The following is a 21,893-nucleotide window of genomic DNA, read 5'->3' as shown; positions in this document are numbered from 1 at the left end:
ACGCCTCCGAGAGGTGTCCCGGTGGCGGGTGCCGTAGGCTGCTCTGCCGGTGGCGTCGAGTCCTCCATGGTGACCGTCATCCTGGGCGCCGCGTACGGCGAGGCCCGCGGCGGCTCCGACGACCCCAGCCCGGTGAAGAAGCCGATGAGAAACCCCAGCACCCCGGTCAGCCCCGAGGCGAGCAGGAGGATCGTCGGGCTGCTCGTCGCCCGAGGGTAATCGGGAGGACCGTACGTCACGGGACCAAGCGTGCCATACCACAAGCACCCTTATTGCGACCAGTTCGCAAGTGAGAGTTATGCTCGGCACGACATCCCGAGCCCTGGAGGTTCCCCCATGAGGCTGGCCCGGCCCCTCGCCGCGCTGACCGTCGCGTTCAGCCTGTTCGCCTGCTCCGCCCCTGCGGAGCCCGGCGGACCCGCCCCCGACGACACGTTCGTGATCGGCCTCAGCTCGGAGTTCGAGAACCTCAGCCCGGTGCTCGGCTACGCCGCCGACGGCGGGTCGCTGATGTTCGACGGCCTGATGACGCGCGCGGCCGACCTGTCGCTGAAGCCGGCCCTGGCCGCCGCGGCCCCGGTCACCTCCGAGGACGGCAAGACGGTGACCTTCACTCTGCGCGAGGGCGTGAAGTTCCACGACGGCCGCCCGCTCACCGCCAAGGATGTCGTCTACACCTACGAGACGCTGCTGGCCGAGAAGACCAACTCGCCGATCAGGAGCGACTACTCGGCCATCGAGAAGGTGACCGCGCCCGACGCGAAGACGGTCGTGTTCACGCTCAAGTACGCCTACACCCCGCTGGTGCAGCGCACCACGCTGGGCATCGTGCCGGACGGCGGGATGGAGCCGACCAAGCCTGTCGGCACCGGCCCGTTCCGGTTCGTCTCGTGGACGCCCGGCGACAAGATGGCGATGGCGGCGAACAAGGACTACTGGGGCGGCGCGCCCGCGATCGGCAAGCTGGTGGTGGCCTTCGCGGGCGACGACAACGTGCGGGCGACCCGGATGGCGGCCGGCGAGTTCGACGCGACGATCCTGCCGCCGAAGGCGGCCAAGCGCTTCGAGGGCCAGCAGGGCGTCAAGGTCTACAAGCAGGACAGCGCCGACTACCGGGGCATCATGTTCCCCTTCAAGGAGAAGGTGACCGGGGACCGGGCGATCCGCAAGGCGTTCAGCCTGGCGATGGACCGGCAGGCGATGGTCGACACGATCCTCGCCGGCGCCGGCAAGCCCGCCTTCGGCCCGATTTCTCCCGATATTTCGTGGCATAACGGGGAAATTTCGAGTCAGACTGCTGCTGACCCGGCCGGGGCCGCGAAGCTGCTCGACGAGGCGGGCTGGATCAAGGGCGAGGACGGCATCCGCGCCAAGGACGGCCTCAAGGCCACCTTCACGCTGATGTACCCGGCCGGCGACTCGCTGCGCAAGGAGCTGACCCTGGCCGCCGCCTCCGACGCCAAGAAGGTCGGCCTCGACGTCAGGCCCGCCGGCCTCGACTGGGACGCGATCGAGCCGCGGATGGCCAAGGACGCCCTGATGATGGGCTACGGCAGCCCGTTCGACCCCGACTACCTCAACTACGAGCTGTTCCACTCCGCCTACGCCGGCCAGGGCTTCTTCAACCCCGGCCACTACAGCAACCCCGAGGTGGACGCGCTGCTGGCCAAGGGCCGCGAGTCCGCTGACGAGGCCGTCCGCAAGGAGGCGTACACCGCGTTCCAGAAGGCCATCAGGGACGACGAGGCCTGGACGTACCTGGTCTTCCTCCAGCACGTCTACGTGGTGCGCGGCGACTACCAGGGCGTCCAGCAGAGCGTCGACGCGCACGAGCACGCCACCGGCGGCCTGTTCCGCGACGTGCACACCTGGAAGCCCGCCCGGTGACCAGGCTCGTCCTCTGGCGGCTCGCCTTCGCCGTCCCACTGATCCTGGCGGTCACGGCGGGCATGTTCGCCCTCGCGCACGCCTCGCCGTTCGACCCGGTCCGGCAGTACCTCGGTGACCGCGCGATGACCACGGCCCCCGAGGTCGTGGAGCAGATCCGCGCCAACTGGGGGCTGGACCGCCCGATCGTCGAGCAGTACACCACCTGGCTCGGCAACCTGCTCCAGGGCGAGCTGGGCGAGTCCCGCTCGTTCAACCGGCCGGTGGCCGAGATCGTCGCCGAACGCCTGCCGTGGACACTGCTGGCGACCGGCTGCGCGATCGTGCTGATGCTGGCCGGAAGCCTGGTCGTGGGCACACTGGCCGCCTGGAAGAAGGACTCGGCGCTGGACCGCCTGATCACCGGCGGAGCGTTCGCGAACGAGTCCGTCCCGGTGTTCTGGCTGGCGCTGCTGGCCGTCTACGTGTTCGCGGTACGCCTCGGCTGGCTGCCCGCGGGCGGCCTGACCGACGCGGCCTCCACCACGCTGGACCCGCTCGACGTGGCCAGGCACATGGTGCTGCCGGTGCTGGTGCTGGCGGTGTCCCAGTCGTCGTGGCTCGTGCTGTACGTCCGTGAGTCGGTGATCGGCACGCTGCGCGAGGACTTCGTGGTCGGCGCCAGGGCGCGCGGGCTCAGGGAGCGCACGGTCGTCGTCAGGCACGCGCTGCGCTCGGCGCTGCTGCCGTTCCTCACCCTGCTCGGCGCCCGGGTGCCCGAGCTGGTGACCGGCGCGATCCTGGTGGAGACCGTCTTCTCCTGGCCCGGCGTGGCCTCGGCGTCGGTCCGCGCGGCGCTGTCGGTGGACTTCCCGCTGCTGGCCGTGCTCACGCTGCTCGGCACGCTCGCCGTACTCGCCGGGAACCTGCTGGCCGATGTGGCCTACACGGTCGCCGACCCGCGCACCCGGACGCTGGGGGTGAGCTGATGGGCGGGCGGATCGCCGCGGCGACGCTGGCCGTGCTCGGCCTGGCGGTGCTGCTCGTGCCGTTGCTGATCCCGGTGGACCAGCAGCTCGTGGACCTGCGCGCGGCCGGGCTGCCGCCCTCCCTCGCGCATCCGCTCGGCACCGACGAGGTCGGCCGCGACGTGCTGCTGCGCTGCGTGTACGGCCTGCGCGTCTCGTTCCTCGTCGGCCTGGTCGCCGCGCTGGTCAGCATGGTGATCGGCGGCCTGGTGGGGGTGCTCGCGGGCAGTTTCGGCGGGCTGCCCGACCGCCTGCTGATGCGGGTGGTCGACGGGTTCTCCTCGCTGCCGCACCTGCTGTTCGGCATCTTCATCGTGGCGATGTTCGCGCCGAGCGCGACGGCCGTGGTGGTGTCGGTGGGCGTCACGCACTGGACGACGGCGGCGCGGATCGTCCGCTCGGAGGTGCTGTCGCTGCGCGGGCGGCCGTTCATCGAGGCGGCGGTGTCCGGGGGCGCGAGCCGTGCCCGGGTGATGCGCAGGCACCTGTTCCCGCATCTCCTGCCGCACCTGCTGCTGGCCACCGTGCTGATGGTGCCGCACGCGATCTGGCACGAGACCGCACTGAGCTTCCTCGGACTCGGCCTGCCGCCGCACCTGGCCTCGCTGGGCAACATGATCAACGACGGTCAGCGTTCGCTGCTGGCGGGCGACTGGTGGTCGAGCCTGGCGCCCGGCCTGTTCATCCTGGCGCCGACGCTCGCGGTGTCGGTGCTGTCGCAGCGCTGGCGCGACCGGCTCAACCCTCGCATGCGATCGGAGCTTGCCCTGTGAAGCTGGACGTCCAGGGACTGACGGTGAGCTTCCGCATCCCCGGCGCGACCGTGCGGGCCGTCACCGACGCCTCCTTCCAGGTACGGCCCGGCCGCTGCCTCGCGCTGGTCGGCGAGTCCGGCTGCGGGAAGTCCGTGCTCGCCCACGCGCTGCTCGGCCTGCTGCCCGGCAACGCCGAGGTGTCCGGCAGCGCCGTACTCGACGGCGAGCTGGACCTGGTCGCGGCGGCGCCGGCCGTACTGGCGAAGAAGGTGCGCGGGCGGCGCGTCGGGCTGATCCCGCAGAGCCCCGCCACGCACCTCACCCCCGTCCGCACCGCCCGCGCGCAGCTCGAGGAGGCGTCGCGCGAGCTCGGCTCGGCGCAGCGCGCGGATGAGCTGGCCGAGCGGTTCGGGCTGCGGGCCGGGGACCTGGACCGCTACCCGCACGAGCTGTCGGGCGGCATGGCGCAGCGGGTCGCCAACGCGATCGCGCTGGCCGGCGACCCCGGGCTGCTGCTGGCCGACGAGCCGACCAGCGGGCTGGACCGGCCGCTGGTCGACACGTCCATGGCGGTGCTGCGCGAACTGTGCGACGAGGGCCGCGCGGTGCTGCTGATCACGCACGACCTGCGCGCGGCCGAACGGGTGGCCGACGACATCGCGGTGATGTACGCCAGCCGCCTGGTCGAGATCGGCCCCGCGGCCGACGTGCTCAACCGCCCCCGCCACCCGTACGCGGCCGGTCTGGTGGACGCCCAGCCCGACCGGGCGTTCACCCCGATTCCCGGCATGCCGCCGGAGCTGACCAGGCTGCCCGGCGGCTGCGCGTTCGCGCCCCGCTGCGGCCGCGCGTCGGCCGCCTGCGCGAGCGTCCCGCCGCTGCGCGGCGCCGCCTGCCACCATCCGCTCTGGGAGGACCCGCGTGCTGCGAGCGCATGAGATCACCGTCAGGTACGGCAGGCGCACGGTCCTCGACCGGCTCTCCCTCACCGTCGAGCCCGGCGCCGTCCTCGGCCTGGGCGGCCCGAGCGGCTGCGGCAAGTCCACGCTGGCCAGGGTGCTGGCGATGATGCTGAAGCCGTCGGCGGGCACGCTCACCGTCGAGGGCCGGCAGGTGCGGCGCTGGCGGCAGCGGGCGCCGCGGGACCTGCGCACCCGGGTGGCGCTGCTCTACCAGCAGCCCCGGCTCGCGGTGGACCCCCGGCTGACGCTGCGCGAGATCATCGCCGAGCCGCCGGCCGCCGCCGGACGGGTGGACGAGGCGAAGACGGCGGCGCTGGCGGAGGAGGTGGGGCTGACCGCGGATCTGCTCACCCGCAGGCCGCACGAGGTCTCCGACGGGCAGTTGCAGCGCGCCTGCCTGGCCAGGGCGCTGACGCTGGAGCCCGGCTACCTGATCTGCGATGAGATGACCACCATGCTGGACGCCTCGACACAGGCGCTGCTGGTGTCGGTGGTGAACGCCTACCGGAACCGGACGGGCGCCGGCGTCCTGGCGATCAGCCACGATCGCGTGCTGCTCGACCGCTGGGCCGACGCCAGGACGGACCTGGACCAACTTGGTTTCGATCGGCCCGCCGAGCCGGTTCACCCGGCTCAGCTGGCTCAGCGGTGAAGGTAGTCGACCAGGCTGGCCTTCTCCGTCTCCAGCTCCTCGATGGCGCTCTTGACGATGTCGCCGATGCTGACGATGCCGACCAGCGTCCCGTCCTCGACGACGGGCACGTGCCGGATGCGGTGCGTGGTCATCGTCATCCGCAGGCCGTCGACGTTGTCGCCCGGCGTGCAGGTGCGCACCTCGGTGGTCATGATCGTGCCGACGGGCGCGTCCAGGATGTCGGCGCCCCTGTCGTTCAGCCGGCGCACGACGTCTCGTTCGGAGACGATGCCGGCGATCACGCCGCCCTCGTCGCAGACGACCACCGCGCCGATGTTGTACGTGGCCAGCGTGACGAGCAGGTCCCGCACCGTGGCCTCCGGCCGTACGGTCGCCACGTCGCTGCCCTTACTCCGCAGAATCGTCCCAATGAGCATGGTCCACCACCTCGGCTCTCTGGTACCCCTGAGATTCCCCGTCAAGCCTCCCGCGTAAGCGCGGGCCGCGGCAAGTATCCTCTGTCGCGACCTCCCCTTTATCTGTAATATGTGAAATACCACTATTCCTCTCTGTCTTGGGAACACGATGACCGAGCAGCTCAACGTCGGTAGCCACGACCTCCCCATCACCGACGCCCTCGCCGCCTACATGAGCACCGGCTGGGCCGACACCCGTCAGACCGACCTGGCCGCCCTGCCCGTCGCCGCGTGGACCGCCAAACGCCGGGCCACCCTGGCCGCCCGCTTCCCCGGCGAGCGCCTGATCATCCCGTCCGGGACGCTCCAGGCCCGCAGCAACGACGACGACCACCGCTTCCGGACGCACAGCGCCTTCGCCTACCTGACCGGCGACACCCAGCCCGACGACGTCCTCGTCGTCGAGCCCTCCGGCGAGGCCGTCCTCTACCTGCGCCCCCGCTCGCCGCGCTCGTCCGGGCAGGAGTTCTACCGCGACCGGCGCTTCGGCGAGTTCTGGGTCGGACGCCGTCCCGACCTCGACGAGGCCGCCGCGCTGTACCAGATCGAGTGCGCGCACATCGACAGCCTCGACCTCGACGCGCCCGCCCGCGTCCTGCGCGACGTCGACGCGACCGTGGACGCGCGGGCGCCGCGCGGCGGCGGGGACGCCGAGCTGGAGATGTACCTGTCGGAGATGCGGCTGATCAAGGACGAGTGGGAGGTGGGCGAGCTGCAGTTCTCCGTGGACGCCACCGTCCGCGGGTTCGAGGACGTGGTACGGGCACTGCCCGAGGCCATGCGGCACGCGCGGGGAGAGCGGTACCTGGAAGGGGTGTTCGGGCTGCGGTCGCGGCTCGAGGGGAACGCCGTCGGCTACCAGAGCATCGTCGCCTCCGGGGCGCACGCGTGCGTGCTGCACTGGATCCGCAACGACGGGCGGCTCGACCCCGGCAACCTGCTGCTGCTCGACGCCGGCGTGGAGACCGACTCGCTCTACACCGCCGACATCACCCGCACGCTGCCGCTGTCGGGCCGGTTCAGCCCGGTGCAGCGGCAGATCTACGAGCTCGTGTACGAGGCGCAGAACGCGGGCATCGCGGCGCTACGGCCCGGCGCGCGGTTCCGGGACTTCCACCTCGCGGCCATGCGGGTGATCGCCGAGGGGCTGCACTCGTGGGGGCTGCTCAAGGACTCGCCGGAGTCGCTGATGGAGAGCGGCCTGTACCGGCGCTACACGCTGTGCAGCAGCGGGCACATGCTCGGCCTGGACGTCCACGACTGCGCCAAGGCCAGGAACACGGCGTACCTGGACGGCGTTCTCGAAGAGGGCCAGGTCCTCACCGTCGAGCCCGGCCTCTACCTGCAGCCCGACGACCTGACGCTGCCGGAGGAGTTCCGCGGCATCGGCGTCCGCGTCGAGGACGACCTGGTCATCACCTCGGACGGCGCCCGCCTCATGTCCGCCGCCCTCCCCCGCCACCCCGACGAGATCGAGACCTGGATGGCCACCCTCCTCTCCTAGCGGAGCGGCGGCGGACCGGAGCGCTAGGGACGCTTGCGGGCCCGGAGGACGGCGTCGTGGATGGTGATCTCCCGGTCTTCGGGGTCGCGGGCGGAGCGTGGCCTGGCGTCGGCGACGAGGACGTCCCACCGGTCAGGGTCGAGGGAGAGCGCGACCTCGTCGGCGGTGAAGTACAGGTCGGGCTCCTGCGGGCGGGGCACCGTGGTCTGCAGGTCGTAGGGGTGGTGACCGACGATGAGCAGGGTGCCGCCGGGAGCCACCGCCGCGGCCAGCCGGGCGAACAGCTCCCGGCGCGGGCCCTCCTCCAGGTGCATGAACTGGGAGGAGACCAGGTCGAAGTGCCCCTCGGCGGGCTCCCAGACGGTCAGGTCGGCCTGCGTCCAGCTGATCCGCCCGGCCACCTCGCCGCCGAGGGCGTCGGCGTGCGCGGCGCCGCGCCGCAGGGCGGTGGTCGAGAAGTCCACCGCCGTGACCTGCCAGCCGCGCGAGGCCAGCCAGATCGCGTCGGCCCCTTCCCCGCTGCCGACGTCGAGCGCCACACCTGCGGTGAGCTGGGAGGTCTCGGCCACGAGCTGGGGGTTGGGCCGCCCACTCCAGACGGCGTCACGCGAGCGGTAGCGCTCCTCCCAGAACTGCTCGTCGTACGTGCTCACGGTGCTCCTTGTCGTCGAAGTGCTGGGGCTTGACGGTGTCGTGCGCTTCGTGCGTCCGTCGGTCAGCGTTCGCCGCGCTTGTCCCACGGTCGCGCCACCACCGCCCGTCACGAGATCACACCGCTCGGCTCGTCGCAGCACTATCCATCCACGGCCTCAAGTATGACAAGTTGCGTTGCCGAGTTGGCAAATCCCGCCCTCAATCCGGACTGCCTTGCACCGTCGGCCCCACTCCGGACTGCCTTGCACCCGCTGGCCCCACTCCGGCGTCTTCACGGCGAGCCCGCCGAGCGCCTGGCGCGCGGCGGAGATCTAGGCTGGGCGGATGAGTGATCCACTGGTGATGGCCGGATCGGTCGCCGATGTCGCGGGTGACGAGCGGTGGCTGACGCCGGTCGAGCGGGAGCGGGCCGCCCGGTTCCGCCGCGACTCCGACCGCCGCGCGTTCGTGGCCGCCCATCTTCTGGTACGGCACTGCGCCGCCGCCTACCTCGACCTCCCCCCGGACCGGGTCACCTTGCTGCAGCACTGCGAGGTGCACGGGCCCGGGCACGGCAGGCCGTACCTTGAGCAGGCCCCCGAGCTGGGTGTCAGCCTCAGCCACAGCCGGGACCACGTCTGCGCGGCGGTCGGCGCGGGCCGGGTCGGGGTGGACTGCGAGCAGATCCCGGAGGGGCCGCTCGACGAGGGGCTGGCGGCGCAGGTGCTGGCCCCGCGCGAGCGGGCCTGGGTGCGCGACAACGCCGACCTGATCCGGCTGTGGACGCGCAAGGAGGCGCTGATCAAGCGCGGCGAGCTCACCTTGGACCGCCTGCGTGAGATGGACCTCTCCCCCCTGGACCCACACGACACGCCCCCGCCCGCACCGGACCCGCACGATACGGCCCCGCCCACACCGGACCCGCACGATACGACCCCCACCGGCCAAGGCCCGCGCGAGGCAGCCCCGTCCGGGCCTGGCTCGCAGCGGACGGACCCGGCGGGGCGCCAGAACCCTCACGAGCGAGCGGCGAGCCGGGCGCGCGCCTGGTTCACCCCCCACGGATGGCACCTGCTGGAATGGCGCACGGAGGGCGGGGTCGTGGTGAGCATTGTCACCGATGGCCCCCCAAGGTACCTGCCCATACCTCGACTAAGCTGAAAGCGTGTTCTATCGCAAGCCCATTGAGGAGCGCATCGCCGAGCGGCAGGCCAAACTCAAGCCGCTCGAAGAAGGCAAGCTCTTCGAGCACGGCCCGGCCAAGTTCGTCTTCCTCTTCCTCATCATCGGCGTCGTGCTCATCCACGTCGTCGGTCTGGCCGTGGTGATGCACTTCTACGGCTGACGTCTCGTCGGGGTCGGGTCCAGGAAGACCTGGCTGATCCCGGGAACGCGGCTGCGAAATCGGCGGTCGAGTTCGTCGCCGGCGTTCTCCAGCCCGGCGGCGGTCGCCTCCTCCCGAAAATCGATCTTCACTGCGACCATGATCCGGCCAGGCCCGAGGATCATGGTGAGCAGCTCGACCACGTCCTCCACCTCGGGCCGGGCTTCCGGAATAGTTGAAAGTTAACTCAGGTTAAACGGGACGAACCATGACAAATCGTCCCAGGAGTACGAGCATGATCAGGTTGTCCGACGAGGCCCAGGACCTTCTCTTCCGGGAAGCGCGCACCGCCAACAACTTCACCGGCGAGCCGGTGGACGACGAGCTCATGCGGGCCGTCTACGAGCTGGTGAAGTTCCCGCCGACGGCCATGAACGCGCAGCCGCTGCGGATCGTCCTGGCCCGCTCCCCCGAGGCGCGCGAGCGTCTGGTGATACACATGGCCGAGGGCAACAAGGCCAAGACCGCCGCCGCCCCGCTCGTCGCGATCCTCGCCGCCGACCTCGACTTCCACCACGAGCTGCCGAGGACCTTCCCGATCGCCCCCGGCGCCCAGGACAGGTTCGCGGCCGACGAAGCCAGGCGTGTCGCGACCGCCAGGTTCAACGCCGCGTTGCAGATCGGCTACTTCATCGTGGGCGTGCGGGCGGCCGGCCTGGCCGCGGGCCCGATGACCGGGTTCGACGCCGAGGCGCTGAGCAAGGAGTTCTTCCCCGACGGCGACCACGCGGTGCTCGCCGTGGTGAACCTCGGCCGTCCCGGCGAGAACGCGTGGTTCGAGCGGCAGCCTCGCCTCGACTACGACGAGGTCGTCACCACGCTGTGAGAGGTAGATTGGGATCATGAGCTCGCCTCGCTGGCTGACCGCGACCGAACAGCGCGCCTGGCGTGCCCATCTGGCGGTGCACAAACTCCTGTCCCACCGTCTCGACCGGGAACTGCAGGAGCACGGCCTGTCGCTGAACGACTACGAGATCCTGGTCAACCTCTCCGAGAGCCCCGGCCGCCGCATGCGGATGAGCGACCTGGCCGACGCGACCATCCAGTCGCGCAGCCGGCTCTCGCACCAGATCTCCCGCATGGAGACGGCCGGGCTCGTCGTCAGGGAGAACTGCCGGGACGACCGCCGCGGCACGTTCGCGGTGCTGACCGAGGAGGGCTGGGCCACCACGCAGCGGGTGGCGCCGCACCATGTGTCCAGCGTGCGCGAGCACTTCGTCGACCGCCTGACCGACGACCAGCTCGAAGCGCTGGAGCGGGCATACGCTCCCATTCTGGAACACCTCAAGGGCATGCGCTGAGCCCGGCCGCTCGCTACGATCCGGCCATGCTCCGTAAGCTGCTGCTCGTCCTGGCCATCGCCCTGCTCTCGGCCTGCTCCACGGGCGAGACGGCCCTGCCCGGCGGGCCCGACTTAATGAGGAAGTCCGCCGAGGCGATGAAGGCGGTCAAGAGCGCCTCCTTCTCGATCGCCACGGAGGGCAAGCTGCCCGTCCCGCTGAGGAGCGCGGACGGGCGGATCGTCGCGACCGGCGACGCCGACGGCACACTGCAGATCCAGGTGTTCGGCAGCCTGCAGGAGTTCGCCTTCGTCCTGCTCGGCGACAACGTGCACTTCAAGGGGCCGACCGGCGGCTACCAGACGATGAAGCGGCAGGGCCTGCTGCAGGCGATGAACTACGACCCGTCGGCCATCCTCGACCCCGCGAAGGGCGTCTCGCTGCTGCTGACGCAGACCCAGGACGCGCGCACCGAGGCCGAGGAGGACGGCTCGTACCGGGTCGCCGCCACCTTCCCCGCCCAGCCCCTCGCCACGCTCATCCCCGGCGTCGCCCAGGACGTCAAGGGCCAGGTCTGGCTCGACAAGGCCACGAGCAGGCTGACCAAGGCCAGGCTGCCGCTGGAGGGCGGCTCGATCACCGTGACGCTGGCGGACTTCGACGCGCCCGTCCAGATCACCGCCCCGGCCAGTTGATGGCCGTGGCCTCCCGCCGCAGGGTCGCCCTCGGCGTCGGCGGCACCGCCGTCCTGCTGGCCGCCCTCGACGCCTACGTCGTCGTCACCGTCCTCATCGACGTCGCCGCGGACGTCGGAGTCCCGCTCAACCACGTGGAGCGGGCCACCCCCGTCGTCACCGGCTTCCTGCTCGGCTACATCGCGGCGATGCCGCTCCTCGGCCAGCTCTCCGACCGGTACGGCCGGCGCCCCCTCATCCACGCCTGCCTGGCCTTCTTCGCCCTCGGATCGGTGCTCACCGCGCTGGCCGCCTCGCTGCCGATGGTCGTGACCGGCCGGGCGATCCAGGGCATCGCGGGCGGCGCGCTGCTGCCGATCACGATGGCGCTGGTCAGCGACCTGTGGGAGCAGAGGGAGCGTCCCGTCGCGCTGGGCGCGGTGGGCGCGGCCCAGGAGCTGGGCAGCGCCCTCGGGCCGCTGTACGGCGGGCTGGTCGCGCTGGTGCCCGCCGTACAGGTGCTGGGGGTGGAGCTGGGCGGGTGGCACGCGATCTTCTGGGTCAATGTGCCGCTGGCCGCCGCGGCGGCGGTGGCCGTCCAGCTCACCGTTCCCGCGCCGCGCCCGCGGGCCGCCCGTACGGCCGCACCCGTGGACGTCACCGGCGGCGCCCTGCTCGCGCTGGCGCTGGGCCTGCTCGTGGCCGGGTGCTACAACCCCGACCCGGCCGGCACGGTGCTGCCCCCTTGGGGGCTTCCGCTGATCGGCCTGGGCGTCGCGGCCGGGGCGGTGTTCGTGTGGTGGGAGATCCGCTCCCCGGTGCGGCTGCTGGACCTGTCGCGGACGCGCAAGGGGCCGCTGCTGGCCTCGCTGGCGGTGAGCTTCCTGAGCGGCGCGGCACTGCTGGTGACCATGGTGTTCGTGCAGTTCGCGGCGCAGACGCTGCTCGGTCTGGAGGCGCTGGACGCCGCCCTGGTGCTGGCCCGGTTCCTCATCGCGCTGCCGGTGGGCGCGCTGCTCGGCGGGATGCTCGCCAGGAGGCTCGGCGACGCGGTCGTCACGGTCGCCGGGCTGGTGATCGCCGCCGTCGGCTACGGGCTGATGAGCGCGTGGCCACTGGACCTGGCCTCGGCCGGTCTCCAGGTCGACGTCGCCCTCGTCGTCGCCGGAGCCGGCCTCGGCCTGGTCATCGCGCCCGTCTCGGCGGCCGTGCTCCGGGTCAGCCCGGCCGACCAGCACGGCGTGGCCTCGGCGGCGGTCGTGGTGGCCAGGATGATGGGCATGCTGATCGGCCTGGCCGCGGTGGCGGCGTGGGGCTTCCACCGCTTCCAGACGCTGACCGCCGACCTGGACACCCCGCTGCCCGTCGGGGTCGACGCGATGACCTACGCCGGGCAGCTCGCCGAGTACACCGCGAAGCTGAAGGCGGCCCTGCACGTGGAGTACACCGAGATGTTCTTCATCACGATGTGGATCTGCGTGCTGGCCGCCTTCACGGCGGCGTTCATGCCTAGGGCACGAGGCGGTGCAGGTCGCGCGGGAACAGCGTCGTCTGCCTGACGTTCGCCGCCCCCGTCAGCCGGGCGGTCCAGCGTTCCAACCCGATCGCGAACCCGCCGTGCGGCGGCATGCCGTGCGCGAACGCGGCCAGATACCCCTCGTACGGCCCGGCGGCCTCGCCCCTGGCGGCCAGCGCGGCCAGGTAGTCGCCGTGCCGGTGCAGCCGCTGCCCGCCCGTCACCAGCTCCAGCCCCCGGAACAGCAGGTCGAAGCCGTTGGAGTAGCCGGGCCTGGCCGGGTCGGGGTGGGTGTAGAAGGGGCGCTTGGCCATCGGGTAGCCGGTGACGTACAGGAAGTCCGAGCCGTGCTCGCGCAGTGCCCACTCCGACAGCCAGCGCTCGTGCGCGGGCGCCAAGTCGGGCTCGCCGCGCGGGTCCTCGCCGGTGTGCGCGGCGAGCAGTTCCTGGGCCTCGGTGAAGTGCACGGCCGGGATCTCGGCGGGCACCTCGGGCAGCGTCAGGTCCAGCAGCCGGACGGCGGCGGGGGCGCGGCGCCGTACCTCGGAGACCATGCCGGCGAGGGCGTCGCGGAGTACCGCCATGACGTCGCGGTGGTCGCGGACGAAGCCGAGCTCGGCGTCGAGGCTGGTGTACTGGGCCAGGTACCTGGCGGTGTCGTGCGGCTCGGCGCGGAAGACCGGCCCGACCTCGTAGACGCGCTCGAACACGCCGACCATGGCCTGCTTGAAGAACTGCGGCGACTGGGCGAGGTAGGCGGGCTCGCCGAAGTAGTCGATGCCGAAGACGTTCGCGCCCGACTCGGTGGCCGAGGCGACGATCTTCGGCGTCTGGATCTCGGTGAAGCCCAGGCCGTCCAGGGCGTTCCTGAACCCGGCGACGGAGGCGGCGGCGATCTCGAAGGGCGCCTTCAGCGCCGGATGGCGCAGCGCGGCGGGCGCGTGGTCCAGGATCGTCGGCAGCGCGGCGGCGACGGACGGGCGGTAGAGGTCGAACGGCGGCGGCTGCGCGGGCTCGGCCAGCACGGCGATCTCGGGCTCGGTGAGCTCGACGCCGCCGGGCGCCTGCGGGGCGGCCGTCACGAGGCCGGTGACCTCGACGACGCTCTCCTCGCCCGGCAGGTCCTCGCCGGTGCCGACGACCTGCGCCAGGCCGGCGCGGTCGCGGACGACGAGGAAGGACACGGACTTGAGCCGGCGGCGGCGGTGCACCCAGCCGGCGATCTTCACTCGTTGGCCGGCGTGCTCGGAAAGCTCCGCCGACAGGACACGAGAGATCATCACAACTCCTCGGAAGGATCTTGCTCTGACCCCTTGGGAGTGCGCGCGAGAAGGGAACTCGCGGTACCAGCGCACTTTCGCCGCCCCTGAGAGGCGGCCTCGTGGCGACCCGGTGACGGGGGTCAGACCGGCGGGGCATTGCCTCCCCGCAGCTCAGGAGTGTCTTCGCCGTGGAGCGCGGGTCCGCCTTCACAGCTTCCGGCGGCTCTCTCGGCCCGCGTGGGTCCCGGTTACTCGTCTCCGTCAACGCTCTGCCGGAGAGGATAACAGGCGAACATGAGTATGGGGCTACTCATGTGCGGAGGCGGTGACGCGCCCACGATGGACCTCGTGCGGACACTCTGCCTTTGAGGAGCACCCCATGCGCAAGGCTCTGGTGGGGTTCACGCTGGTGCAGCTCGCCCTCGTGATCCTGCAGTTCTACCTGGCGACGTTCGGCGCGTTCGAGCGGCCGACCCCGGCCGTGGGCGCGGAAGGCGCCGCGATCGGCTGGCACGCGATGAACGGCACGATCGCCATCCCGGCGGTCTCCCTGCTCACCACGATCATGGCGGCCATCGCGCGGGCGCCGGGGCGGATCATCCTGCTGAGCGCCGTTCCGCTGCTGGCGGCCGTCGTGCAGATCATGGTGCTGTTCCCGCTGGCCGGGATGGCCGGCGCGACCGAGACCAAGACCAACACGGGCGGCCTGGTGGTGCTGGGCTTCCACGCGATCGTCGGCGTGGCCATGCTGTGGGCGGCCGTGCTGGCCTTCCGCGGCGCCCAGGCGCACGACAAGGCCGCGCCCGGCGCGAAGACCACAGAAGCGGTCTGAGTGTCCTCAGCCGCGCTGATCGCGCTCGACCAGATCCTGGTCATTCTGGTCGCCGCGCTGTGGGGCTGCGCGGGAGGCTATGCCCTGGCCTCCCGCAAGGTCCCGCGCCTGGCCTGTGCCGCCGCCGCGCTGCTCGCGGGGGCGCTGCTCGGCACGGCGGGCCGGGTCGCGACCGTCGCGCTGCTGGCCGGGCACGGCTGGTGGTTCGCCGGTGAGAAGGTCCTGCTCGCGCTCCCCCTGCTGTTGCCTCCCGCGATCGCCGCCGCGGTGGTCAGCCTTCCCCGGCTGCCGCGGGTGGCGAGGGGGACGGCGACCCTGCCTCCCGCGGTCGCCGTCCTTCCCCTCGCCGCCTGTTACGCCGCGGTGGCGGGGGTGCTGATCACCTTCTCCGTGGGCTACCCGATCCGGGGGTATCTGGCGGCGGTGCTGGTCGCGGCCGTCTTCGCGGGCACGGCCGCCACCTGGCGGATGCTCACCCGCACGGGGCCGCCGGGGCGCCTCTGGCGGGTGGCGGGCAGCGTCGTGGCGCTGCTCGCGCTGGCCTGGACGGGGGCGAGCCTGTGGAACGCCCGCCCGCCGTACGAGTTGCGGCTGGCGGGTGGCGGCGGGGTCGACGTCACCGCGCTACGGGGCGGCGACGGCGGCGGCGAGGTGCGCAGGTTCACGCTCACGGCCAGGCCCGCGACCGTCACGCTGCGCTCGGGGCGGAAGATCGAGGCGCTCACGTTCAACGGCGGCTCACCCGGACCGCAGATCAGGGTACGGCAGGGCGAGACGGTCGAGGTCACGCTGGCCAATGAGCTGGCCGACAGGGGCGTCACGCTGCACTGGCACGGCTACCATGTGCCCAACGGCGAGGACGGGGTGCCGGGCGTCACGCAGGACGCGGTCCGGCGGGGCGGCCGGTTCGTCTACCGGTTCACCGCGGACCAGCCGGGCAGCTACTGGTACCACACGCACGAGACGCCCAACCTCGGCCTGCAGAAGGGGCTGTTCGGGGCGTTCATTGTCGACGCCGCCGCGCCGTCGGGGTTCGACGAGGCGGTGCTGCTGCACTCCTTCGACGGGACGCCGACCACCTCGGTCGGGTCCGGGGGGCCGGACGACGGGGTGGTGTCGCGGACGGTCGCGCCCGGTACGGCGGTGCGGCTGCGGATGGTCAACACCGACAACGGGCCGCACACGGTGGGGGTGGCGGGCGTGCCGTACCGGATCGGGGCCGTGGACGGGATGCCGGTCGAGGGGCGGGAGCTGGCCGGTGAGCGGGCACAGCTCGCCGCGGGCGGGCGCTACGACCTGACCTTCACCATGCCCGCGCGCCCGGTGGCGCTGTCGACGGAGAACCCGGGCACGGGCCTGCTGCTCACCCCCGGCTCCGGCGCCGCACCGCCCCCGCCCTCGGGCCCGCTGATCGACATCACCCGGTACGGCACGCGCGGCCCCGCCGTCCCCGCCCGCTTCGACCGCGACCACACCTGGGTCCTCGACCGGCTCCTGGTGCCGCGCTTGGGCCTGCCGCTGCCGTCGTACACGGTCAACGGGGAGGTGTGGCCGCGCATCCCGGCGCCCGTGGTGGCCGAGGGCGAGTGGGTGCGTTTCACCGTGGTCAACAGGAGCGGGGACCTGCATCCGATGCACCCGCACGGCCACCATGTGCTGGTGCTGTCGCGCGACGGCGTGCCGGCGGCGCCGCTCTGGATGGACAGCTTCGACGTGGCTCCGGGCGAGGTGTGGGAGGTGGCCCTCAAGGCCGACAATCCGGGCGTGTGGCTGTCGCACTGCCACGAGCTCAAGCACGCCGCCGAGGGGATGACGCTGCACTTCACCTACGAGGGGGTGCGCAGCCCGTTCGCGGTGGGCGAGCGCATGGCCAACCATCCGGATTGACATCCTCCCCCGCCTGAAGGGCGGGGATTCCAACGGCGACTACCCCACGGGGAGGAGGTCGTGTTGAGATTCACGGTTCTCGGGCTCGCCCAACGGCGGGCCTCCCCGTGCGGCCACCGCATGCCCTGCGGCGGTATCTCGAATATTGCGGGCCGCGTTCACGTCGGCATTGTCCCACCACCCACAGGCCACACACAGGAAGAGAGCTTGGCTCTCACGACTCTCCCCGGCGACATGCTTGCAGGCGTTGCAGGTCCGCGACGTGAAACGCGGATTGATCTTCCGGACCCGGCCGGGAGCCTTGTGCTCCAGCCGTTCCACGAGCAGGCCCCAGCCGCCTGCGAGGATGCCCCGGTTCAGGCCCGCCTTCTGCCGGACGTTGCGGCCAGGTGCTTCGACGGTGCCCTTGGCCGACCGGGTCATGTTGCCGATCTTGAGGTCTTCCACCGCGATCACGTCGAAACGGCGGGCCAGATCGGTGGACGTCTTCTCGCCCCAGTCCTTACGCCGGTCCACCTCACGCGCCTTCAGCTTCGCGATCGCCGTCTTGACCCTGCCGCGCCGCTTCGAGCCGCGCTCGGCCCGCGCCAGCCCGCGCAACAACCGTCCCAGGCGGGACTTCTCGCCATCGCACAGCGCGGGCGCTTTCAGCAACTCGCCCGTGGACAGCGCCGCCGACACGCTCACACCACGGTCCACCCCGACAACCTCACCCTTACCAGGAGCGGGGATCGCCTCGGGGATCGCGGCGAACGCCACATGCCAGCGCCCCGCCGCATCACGGGTGACCCGATACGACCTCACCCCGACAGGGACGGCACGCGACCAGCGAAACCGCACCCAGCCCACCTTCGGGACCCTCACCTCACCCACGTTGCGCGACAGGCGACGCACATCGCCCGCCCTGACCGCGACGATCCGGAAACCCTCACCCCGCCCGCGCCGACGCCACCCCGGCCTGCGATGCGTTCCCGCGAAGAAGTTCGCCAACGCCTGCGCGAAATCCTTAAACGCCTGCTGCTGCACAATGACCGACCCGCCGCGCAGCCACCCGAACCCCGCCCGCGCCTCCGTCAACTGACGACACTGCTCGGCGAACCCCGGCCCGGACCTCAGGCCCGGACGCCAATGCGCATGCTGCTCAACGGCGAGATTCCACACGTATCGGGCGTGCCCGCAGTGCTCCAGCAACGCCGCCTCCTGAGCGGGCGTCGGCTGAAGCCGGTAACGGGACACGCCGAACAAACTACCGAACGTCACCGACAGAATCAGGAGAACACCATGACCCGAAGCCCCGCGATTCCTCCCCGACCTGAAGGACGGGGCCTCCACGCTGTAGGTGCTCGGTGAGGCCGCCGCCGGGTGCTGCCCGGCGGCGGCCGCTGCTCACTTCTTCTTCGGGGCCGTGCCGCTCTTCTTCTTCTCGCGGATCTTCATGGTCACCTCGATCGGGGAGCCGGCGAAGCCGAACTCCTCGCGGATGCGCCGCTCGATGAACCTGCGGTAGGTGTCCTCCAGCCAGCCCGAGGTGAACAGCACGAACTTGGGCGGTTCGGTGGCCGCCTGGGTGGCGAACAGGATCTTCGGCTGCTTGCCGCCGCGCACCGGCGGCGGGGTGGCCTGCACCAGCTCGGTGAGGAAGGCGTTGAGCCGGGAGGTCGGCACCCGGGTCGCCCAGGAGTCCAGCGCCTTCTCGATCGCCGGGACCAGGCGGTCCATGTGCCGGCCGGTCTTGGCGGAGATGTTGACGCGCAGCGCCCACGGGGTCCGTACGAGCTGCCGGTCGATCTCCTTCTCCAGGTAGTAGCGCCGGTCCTCGTCGACCAGGTCCCACTTGTTGAAGGCGACGACCATCGCCCGACCCGACTCGATCACCAGGCTGATGATGCGCAAGTCCTGCTCGGTGAGCACCTCGCTGGCGTCGATCAGCACGATCGCCACCTCCGAGCGCTCCAGCGCGGAGCGGGTGCGCATGGCGGCGTAGAAGTCGGCGCCCTGCAGCTCGCGGTCGCGCCGCCGGATGCCCGCCGTGTCGACGAAGCGCCAGGTGGTGCCGCCCAGGTCGATCAGCTCGTCGACCGGGTCACGGGTGGTGCCGGCCATCGGGTCGACCAGCACCCGCTCCTCGCCGGCCAGCCGGTTCAGCAGCGAGGACTTGCCGACGTTCGGCTTGCCGAGCAGCGCCACCCGGTGCGGGCCCTTCTCGGCGTCGAAGCGCAGCTTCGGCGTCTCGGGCAGCTTGTCGAGCACCACGTCGAGCAGGTCGCCGCTGGAGCGGCCGTGCAGGGCCGAGACCGGCTGCGGCTCGCCGAGGCCGAGCGACCACAGCGAGCTGGCCTCCAGCTCCATCTGCTGGTTGTCGACCTTGTTGGCGGCCAGGATGACCGGCTTGCCCGACGAGCGCAGCACCGAGCCGACGATCTCGTCGGCGTCGGTGGCGCCGACCACCGCGTCCACCACGAACATGATGACGTCGGCCAGCTCGACCGCGACCTGCGCCTGCTCGGCGATGCGCAGGTTCATGCCGGTGGCGTCCGGGTCCCAGCCGCCGGTGTCGACGACCGTGAAGCGGCGCCCGCGCCAGGTCGCGTCGTAGGTGACGCGGTCGCGGGTCACGCCCGGTACGTCCTCCACGACCGCTTCGCGGCGGCCGATGATGCGGTTGACCAGCGTGGACTTGCCGACGTTCGGCCGCCCGACGACGGCCAGCACCGGCAGCGGGCCGCTGAAGGCCTCGGTCTCGTCGCTGTGGTCGATCTCGAGTTCGGCGAGTTCGGCTTCGATCCAGCCGGAGTCGTCGTGCTCCCCCGTTGTCACGTTTCTCGTTCCTTTGAGTACCGCACCTTGCTCAGGTGCGCTCCTTGATCAATCCCAGCACCGCCGCGATGACCTCCTCGAGGTTCAGCGCGGTGGTGTCGAGCTCGACGGCGCCAACCGCCATCGAGAGTGGGTCGGTCTTGCGGGTGGAGTCCAGCGTGTCCCGGGTGGCCATCGCGGCCTGCTGCGCCTCCACCGTGGTGCCGGTCAGCTCCGCGGTGCGCCGCTGGGCGCGGGCCTCGGCGCTGGCCGTGAGATAGACCTTCACGGTGGCCGCGGGCGCGACGACCGTGCCGATGTCGCGCCCCTCCACCACGATGTCGCCCGAGCCGATGATCTCGCGCTGCATGGCGACCAGCCGGGCCCGCACCTCGGGTACGGCGGCGACCACCGAGACCGCGGCGGTCACCTCCGAGCCGCGGATGGGCTCGCCCACGTCGACGCCGTCGACGTGGATCGTGGGGCCGTCGGGGTCGGTGCCCGAGGTCAGGACGGGCTCGTGCGAGCGGGCCGCGATCGTGGCGGCGTCGCCGAGGTCGACGCCCTGCTCGATCATCCACCAGGTGATCGCGCGGTACATCGCCCCGGTGTCCAGGTAGCGGAGCCCGAGGGCGCGGGCCACCCCGCGCGACGCGCTCGACTTGCCCGACCCCGAAGGTCCGTCCATGGCGACGACCAGTCCCGTCACGGCCTCTCCCTCTTCACGTGTGGCCCAACCTCAAGAGGCTACCGCCTCGCGACCATTCGATCCGACGTGAAGAAATCACCCCAGACCGGTTGCGGGGCCTTCAGGCGTGCGGCCTGCCTGGACGGCGAGGTCGGCCTCGATGCGGGCGGCGGCCTCCGCCAGCGCGGGCAGGACGTCGCGGCGCAGGTCGTCGGGGGTGCCCCGGCTGACGTGGGTGGCGACGTTCACGGCGGCGATCACCTGGCCGGCGTGGTCGTGGACCGGTACGGCGATGGACCGCAGCCCCTCCTCCAGTTCCTGGTCCACCAGCGAGTACCCGTCGCGCCCGGCCACCGCCACCGCCGCCTCCAGGTCCGCCCGGCTGGTCACGGTGTGCGGGGTCAGCGGGGTGGGGTCGATGCCGGCCAGGTGGGCGGCCAGCTCCTGCCGCGGCAGCCCGGCCAGCAGCACCCGGCCCATCGAGGTGGCGTAGGCGGGGAAGCGGGTGCCGACGGTGATGCTGACGCTCATGATCCGGACCGTGGGCATCCTGGCCACGTAGAGCACGTCGGTCCCCGACAGCACGGCCACCGAGGCGGAGTCGCGCACCCGCTCGACCAGCTCGGCCAGGTGCGGCTGGACGATGTCGGGGAAGGCCAGCCCCGACAGCCTGGCGTAGCCGAGCTCCAGCACCCGGGGCAGCAGGACGAACCTCTTCCCGTCGGGCGCCTGGGCGGCGTAGCCGAGCTGGGCCAGGGTGAGCAGCGAGCGGCGTACGGTGGCCCTGGGCAGGCCGGTCCGCCGGGCGGCGGCGGCGAGTGTCAGGCCGCCGGGGGCGCCGAGGGCCAGTAGCACGGCCAGCCCGCGGGCGAGGGTCTGCAGGAACTCGGGCCCGAGCTCCTCCTTCGACACCCGCGACCACTCCGCCGCCCCCGCCACCGGAGCGGTGGGCTCGGCGGGCTCAGGCGGCTCCTCGGCGAGCGCCGCCTCCATGGCGGTGGCGCAGGCGAGCAGTGACGGCATCGCGCGCTCGCGCAGCGTCTGCACGGTGTGCCTGCTGGTGTGGCTGACCACGCTGACCGCGCACACCAGCCGCCCGCCGGGCTCGCGCACGGGCACCGCGACGGCGATCAGCCCCGGCTGGATGAGCTGGTCGTCGACCGCCCACCCGGCCTCCCGCGCCGCCGCCGCCCGCTCGCCGAAGCCCACCGGCCCGGCCTCGAAGCGCCCCTCGGGCCACTCGGCGGCGAAGAGCGCGCCCGCCGCGCAGCGCTCGGCGGGCAGCAGGTCGCCGATGCGGAAGGCGACGGACATGGTCCTGCGGCGGGTGAACTGGCTGACGAAGCGGGCGGCGTCCCCGTCGGGGACGGCGACGGACACCGACTCGTCGAGCTCGTCGGCGAGCCCGGCGGCCAGGTCGTCCAGCGCGCGGGGCAGCCCCGAGCAGGACAGGTAGGCGTTGCCCAGCTCCATGAGGCGGGGCGCGAGCAGCAGGTCGCGCTCCTCCAGGCGGACGTAGCCGACCCTGGCCAGCGTGGTGACGATCCGGTCGACGGTGGATCGCGCCAGGCCGGTGGCGCGCACCAGGTCTCCCGCGCGCATCCGCAGGCCGGGGTGGGCGGCCAGGGTGCGCAGCACGGTCAGGCCGCGCTCCAGCGTGCCGCCGAGCTCCTCGGGCGACGACGACTCCGGCTCGGTCACCGACTTTCGCATCCG

General features: G+C 72.0%; 23 protein-coding genes. 15 read left to right on the top strand and 8 right to left on the bottom strand.

What is annotated here, in order from left to right; all coding sequences use genetic code 11:
• Window positions 1–21: 21 nt before the first annotated feature.
• The 6 genes from ABZ911_RS06105 (at window position 22) to ABZ911_RS06080 (ending at window position 5,263) form a co-directional block, all read left to right on the top strand.
• Complete coding sequence (locus ABZ911_RS06105; RefSeq protein WP_358052396.1) at window positions 22–219, top strand: hypothetical protein; 198 nt, start codon at window positions 22–24, stop codon at window positions 217–219.
• A 117-nt stretch (window positions 220–336) separates the two neighbouring features.
• On the top strand, window positions 337–1,887 hold the full coding sequence (locus ABZ911_RS06100) for an ABC transporter substrate-binding protein (protein WP_358052394.1): 1,551 nt from the start codon (window positions 337–339) through the stop codon (window positions 1,885–1,887).
• Window positions 1,884–2,855: an ABC transporter permease gene (locus ABZ911_RS06095; protein WP_358052392.1), complete on the top strand. Its 972-nt coding sequence runs from the start codon at window positions 1,884–1,886 to the stop codon at window positions 2,853–2,855. Before ABZ911_RS06100 ends, ABZ911_RS06095 begins: the two co-directional genes overlap by 4 nt.
• Window positions 2,855–3,667, top strand: a complete 813-nt coding sequence (locus ABZ911_RS06090) for an ABC transporter permease (RefSeq protein WP_358052390.1) — start codon at window positions 2,855–2,857, stop codon at window positions 3,665–3,667. The genes ABZ911_RS06095 and ABZ911_RS06090 overlap by 1 nt, the downstream gene beginning before the upstream one ends.
• On the top strand, window positions 3,664–4,587 hold the full coding sequence (locus tag ABZ911_RS06085) for an ABC transporter ATP-binding protein (RefSeq protein WP_358052388.1): 924 nt from the start codon (window positions 3,664–3,666) through the stop codon (window positions 4,585–4,587). The genes ABZ911_RS06090 and ABZ911_RS06085 overlap by 4 nt, the downstream gene beginning before the upstream one ends.
• On the top strand, window positions 4,571–5,263 hold the full coding sequence (locus ABZ911_RS06080; protein ID WP_358052386.1) for an ATP-binding cassette domain-containing protein: 693 nt from the start codon (window positions 4,571–4,573) through the stop codon (window positions 5,261–5,263). Before ABZ911_RS06085 ends, ABZ911_RS06080 begins: the two co-directional genes overlap by 17 nt.
• Here the strand turns inward: ABZ911_RS06080 and ABZ911_RS06075 are convergent.
• On the bottom strand, window positions 5,254–5,682 hold the full coding sequence (locus ABZ911_RS06075; protein WP_358052384.1) for a CBS domain-containing protein: 429 nt from the start codon (window positions 5,680–5,682) through the stop codon (window positions 5,254–5,256). The genes ABZ911_RS06080 and ABZ911_RS06075 overlap by 10 nt on opposite strands.
• Before the next feature lie 148 nt (window positions 5,683–5,830).
• Between ABZ911_RS06075 and ABZ911_RS06070 the strand changes: the two genes are divergently transcribed.
• A complete protein-coding gene (locus ABZ911_RS06070) occupies window positions 5,831–7,225 on the top strand; it encodes an aminopeptidase P family protein (RefSeq protein ID WP_358052382.1) in 1,395 nt (464 codons plus the stop codon).
• Window positions 7,226–7,248: 23 nt separating this feature from the next.
• Here the strand turns inward: ABZ911_RS06070 and ABZ911_RS06065 are convergent, their stop codons facing one another.
• Window positions 7,249–7,878 (bottom strand): class I SAM-dependent methyltransferase, encoded by a 630-nt coding sequence (locus ABZ911_RS06065; RefSeq protein ID WP_358052380.1) that lies wholly within the window; start codon window positions 7,876–7,878, stop codon window positions 7,249–7,251.
• A gap of 325 nt (window positions 7,879–8,203) precedes the next feature.
• Between ABZ911_RS06065 and ABZ911_RS06060 the strand changes: the two genes are divergently transcribed.
• On the top strand, window positions 8,204–9,019 hold the full coding sequence (locus ABZ911_RS06060; protein WP_358052378.1) for a 4'-phosphopantetheinyl transferase superfamily protein: 816 nt from the start codon (window positions 8,204–8,206) through the stop codon (window positions 9,017–9,019).
• 4 nt (window positions 9,020–9,023) lie between these two features.
• On the top strand, window positions 9,024–9,203 hold the full coding sequence (locus tag ABZ911_RS06055; protein ID WP_358052376.1) for a hypothetical protein: 180 nt from the start codon (window positions 9,024–9,026) through the stop codon (window positions 9,201–9,203).
• On the opposite strand, the gene ABZ911_RS06050 is transcribed toward ABZ911_RS06055, so the two are convergent.
• Window positions 9,194–9,385, bottom strand: coding sequence for a hypothetical protein (locus tag ABZ911_RS06050; protein WP_358052374.1), 192 nt, complete (start codon window positions 9,383–9,385; stop codon window positions 9,194–9,196). The two genes, ABZ911_RS06055 and ABZ911_RS06050, sit on opposite strands and share 10 nt — an antisense overlap.
• A gap of 92 nt (window positions 9,386–9,477) precedes the next feature.
• Here ABZ911_RS06050 and ABZ911_RS06045 point away from each other — a divergent pair, with 92 nt between their 5' ends.
• Genes ABZ911_RS06045 through ABZ911_RS06030 form a run of 4 tightly spaced genes read left to right on the top strand, consistent with a single transcriptional unit; the run spans window position 9,478 to window position 12,755 of the window.
• Window positions 9,478–10,068: a malonic semialdehyde reductase gene (locus tag ABZ911_RS06045; RefSeq protein ID WP_358052372.1), complete on the top strand. Its 591-nt coding sequence runs from the start codon at window positions 9,478–9,480 to the stop codon at window positions 10,066–10,068.
• A gap of 16 nt (window positions 10,069–10,084) precedes the next feature.
• A complete protein-coding gene (locus ABZ911_RS06040) occupies window positions 10,085–10,543 on the top strand; it encodes a MarR family transcriptional regulator (RefSeq protein ID WP_358052370.1) in 459 nt (152 codons plus the stop codon).
• Between the two features lie 26 nt (window positions 10,544–10,569).
• Window positions 10,570–11,217 carry an LppX_LprAFG lipoprotein gene (locus ABZ911_RS06035; protein WP_358052368.1) on the top strand — a complete coding sequence of 216 codons (648 nt, stop codon included), beginning with the start codon at window positions 10,570–10,572 and terminating at the stop codon, window positions 11,215–11,217.
• A complete protein-coding gene (locus ABZ911_RS06030) occupies window positions 11,217–12,755 on the top strand; it encodes an MFS transporter (protein WP_358052366.1) in 1,539 nt (512 codons plus the stop codon). Before ABZ911_RS06035 ends, ABZ911_RS06030 begins: the two co-directional genes overlap by 1 nt.
• Here ABZ911_RS06030 and aspS read toward each other — a convergent pair.
• Window positions 12,706–13,992, bottom strand: a complete 1,287-nt coding sequence (gene aspS / locus ABZ911_RS06025; RefSeq protein WP_358052364.1) for an aspartate--tRNA(Asn) ligase — start codon at window positions 13,990–13,992, stop codon at window positions 12,706–12,708. The genes ABZ911_RS06030 and aspS overlap by 50 nt on opposite strands.
• A 361-nt stretch (window positions 13,993–14,353) precedes the next feature.
• Between aspS and ABZ911_RS06020 the strand changes: the two genes are divergently transcribed.
• Together ABZ911_RS06020 and ABZ911_RS06015 are read left to right on the top strand one after the other, a co-directional pair.
• Window positions 14,354–14,806: a DUF6220 domain-containing protein gene (locus ABZ911_RS06020; RefSeq protein ID WP_358052362.1), complete on the top strand. Its 453-nt coding sequence runs from the start codon at window positions 14,354–14,356 to the stop codon at window positions 14,804–14,806.
• Window positions 14,807–16,693, top strand: coding sequence for a multicopper oxidase family protein (locus tag ABZ911_RS06015; protein WP_358052360.1), 1,887 nt, complete (start codon window positions 14,807–14,809; stop codon window positions 16,691–16,693).
• A gap of 39 nt (window positions 16,694–16,732) precedes the next feature.
• Here ABZ911_RS06015 and ABZ911_RS06010 read toward each other — a convergent pair whose 3' ends face one another.
• The 4 genes from ABZ911_RS06010 to ABZ911_RS05995 all read right to left on the bottom strand — a co-directional run bounded on the left by ABZ911_RS06010 (window position 16,733) and on the right by ABZ911_RS05995 (window position 21,890).
• Window positions 16,733–17,929 carry a transposase gene (locus ABZ911_RS06010; protein WP_358052358.1) on the bottom strand — a complete coding sequence of 399 codons (1,197 nt, stop codon included), beginning with the start codon at window positions 17,927–17,929 and terminating at the stop codon, window positions 16,733–16,735.
• Between the two features lie 150 nt (window positions 17,930–18,079).
• Window positions 18,080–19,510, bottom strand: coding sequence for a ribosome biogenesis GTPase Der (gene der / locus ABZ911_RS06005; RefSeq protein WP_358052356.1), 1,431 nt, complete (start codon window positions 19,508–19,510; stop codon window positions 18,080–18,082).
• A gap of 31 nt (window positions 19,511–19,541) precedes the next feature.
• Complete coding sequence (gene cmk / locus ABZ911_RS06000) at window positions 19,542–20,177, bottom strand: (d)CMP kinase (RefSeq protein WP_358052435.1); 636 nt, start codon at window positions 20,175–20,177, stop codon at window positions 19,542–19,544.
• Window positions 20,178–20,273: 96 nt separating this feature from the next.
• Entirely contained in the window at window positions 20,274–21,890 is a 1,617-nt protein-coding gene (locus tag ABZ911_RS05995; RefSeq protein ID WP_358052354.1) for an IclR family transcriptional regulator C-terminal domain-containing protein, read from the bottom strand.
• Window positions 21,891–21,893: the final 3 nt, after the last annotated feature.

Origin of the sequence: Nonomuraea sp. NPDC046570, assembly GCF_040645915.1 — a bacterium.
Classification (GTDB): Bacteria; Actinomycetota; Actinomycetes; order Streptosporangiales; family Streptosporangiaceae; genus Nonomuraea.
Note: the sequence above shows the minus strand (reverse complement) of the source record. Positions and strands in the feature narration are given on the sequence as shown.

Excerpts from the sequence above, each read along its gene's own strand:
- ABZ911_RS06100 (WP_358052394.1), top strand. The coding sequence starts at position 337 with ATGAGGCTGGCCCGGCCCCTCGCCGCGCTGACCGTCGCGTTCAGCCTG.
- ABZ911_RS06090 (WP_358052390.1), top strand. The coding sequence starts at position 2,855 with ATGGGCGGGCGGATCGCCGCGGCGACGCTGGCCGTGCTCGGCCTGGCG.
- ABZ911_RS06075 (WP_358052384.1), bottom strand. The coding sequence starts at position 5,682 with ATGCTCATTGGGACGATTCTGCGGAGTAAGGGCAGCGACGTGGCGACC.
- ABZ911_RS06070 (WP_358052382.1), top strand. The coding sequence starts at position 5,831 with ATGACCGAGCAGCTCAACGTCGGTAGCCACGACCTCCCCATCACCGAC.
- ABZ911_RS06060 (WP_358052378.1), top strand. The coding sequence starts at position 8,204 with ATGAGTGATCCACTGGTGATGGCCGGATCGGTCGCCGATGTCGCGGGT.
- ABZ911_RS06045 (WP_358052372.1), top strand. The coding sequence starts at position 9,478 with ATGATCAGGTTGTCCGACGAGGCCCAGGACCTTCTCTTCCGGGAAGCG.
- ABZ911_RS06040 (WP_358052370.1), top strand. The coding sequence starts at position 10,085 with ATGAGCTCGCCTCGCTGGCTGACCGCGACCGAACAGCGCGCCTGGCGT.
- ABZ911_RS06035 (WP_358052368.1), top strand. The coding sequence starts at position 10,570 with ATGCTCCGTAAGCTGCTGCTCGTCCTGGCCATCGCCCTGCTCTCGGCC.
- ABZ911_RS06030 (WP_358052366.1), top strand. The coding sequence starts at position 11,217 with ATGGCCGTGGCCTCCCGCCGCAGGGTCGCCCTCGGCGTCGGCGGCACC.
- aspS (WP_358052364.1), bottom strand. The coding sequence starts at position 13,992 with ATGATCTCTCGTGTCCTGTCGGCGGAGCTTTCCGAGCACGCCGGCCAA.
- ABZ911_RS06020 (WP_358052362.1), top strand. The coding sequence starts at position 14,354 with ATGCGCAAGGCTCTGGTGGGGTTCACGCTGGTGCAGCTCGCCCTCGTG.
- cmk (WP_358052435.1), bottom strand. The coding sequence starts at position 20,177 with ATGGACGGACCTTCGGGGTCGGGCAAGTCGAGCGCGTCGCGCGGGGTG.
- ABZ911_RS05995 (WP_358052354.1), bottom strand. The coding sequence starts at position 21,890 with ATGCGAAAGTCGGTGACCGAGCCGGAGTCGTCGTCGCCCGAGGAGCTC.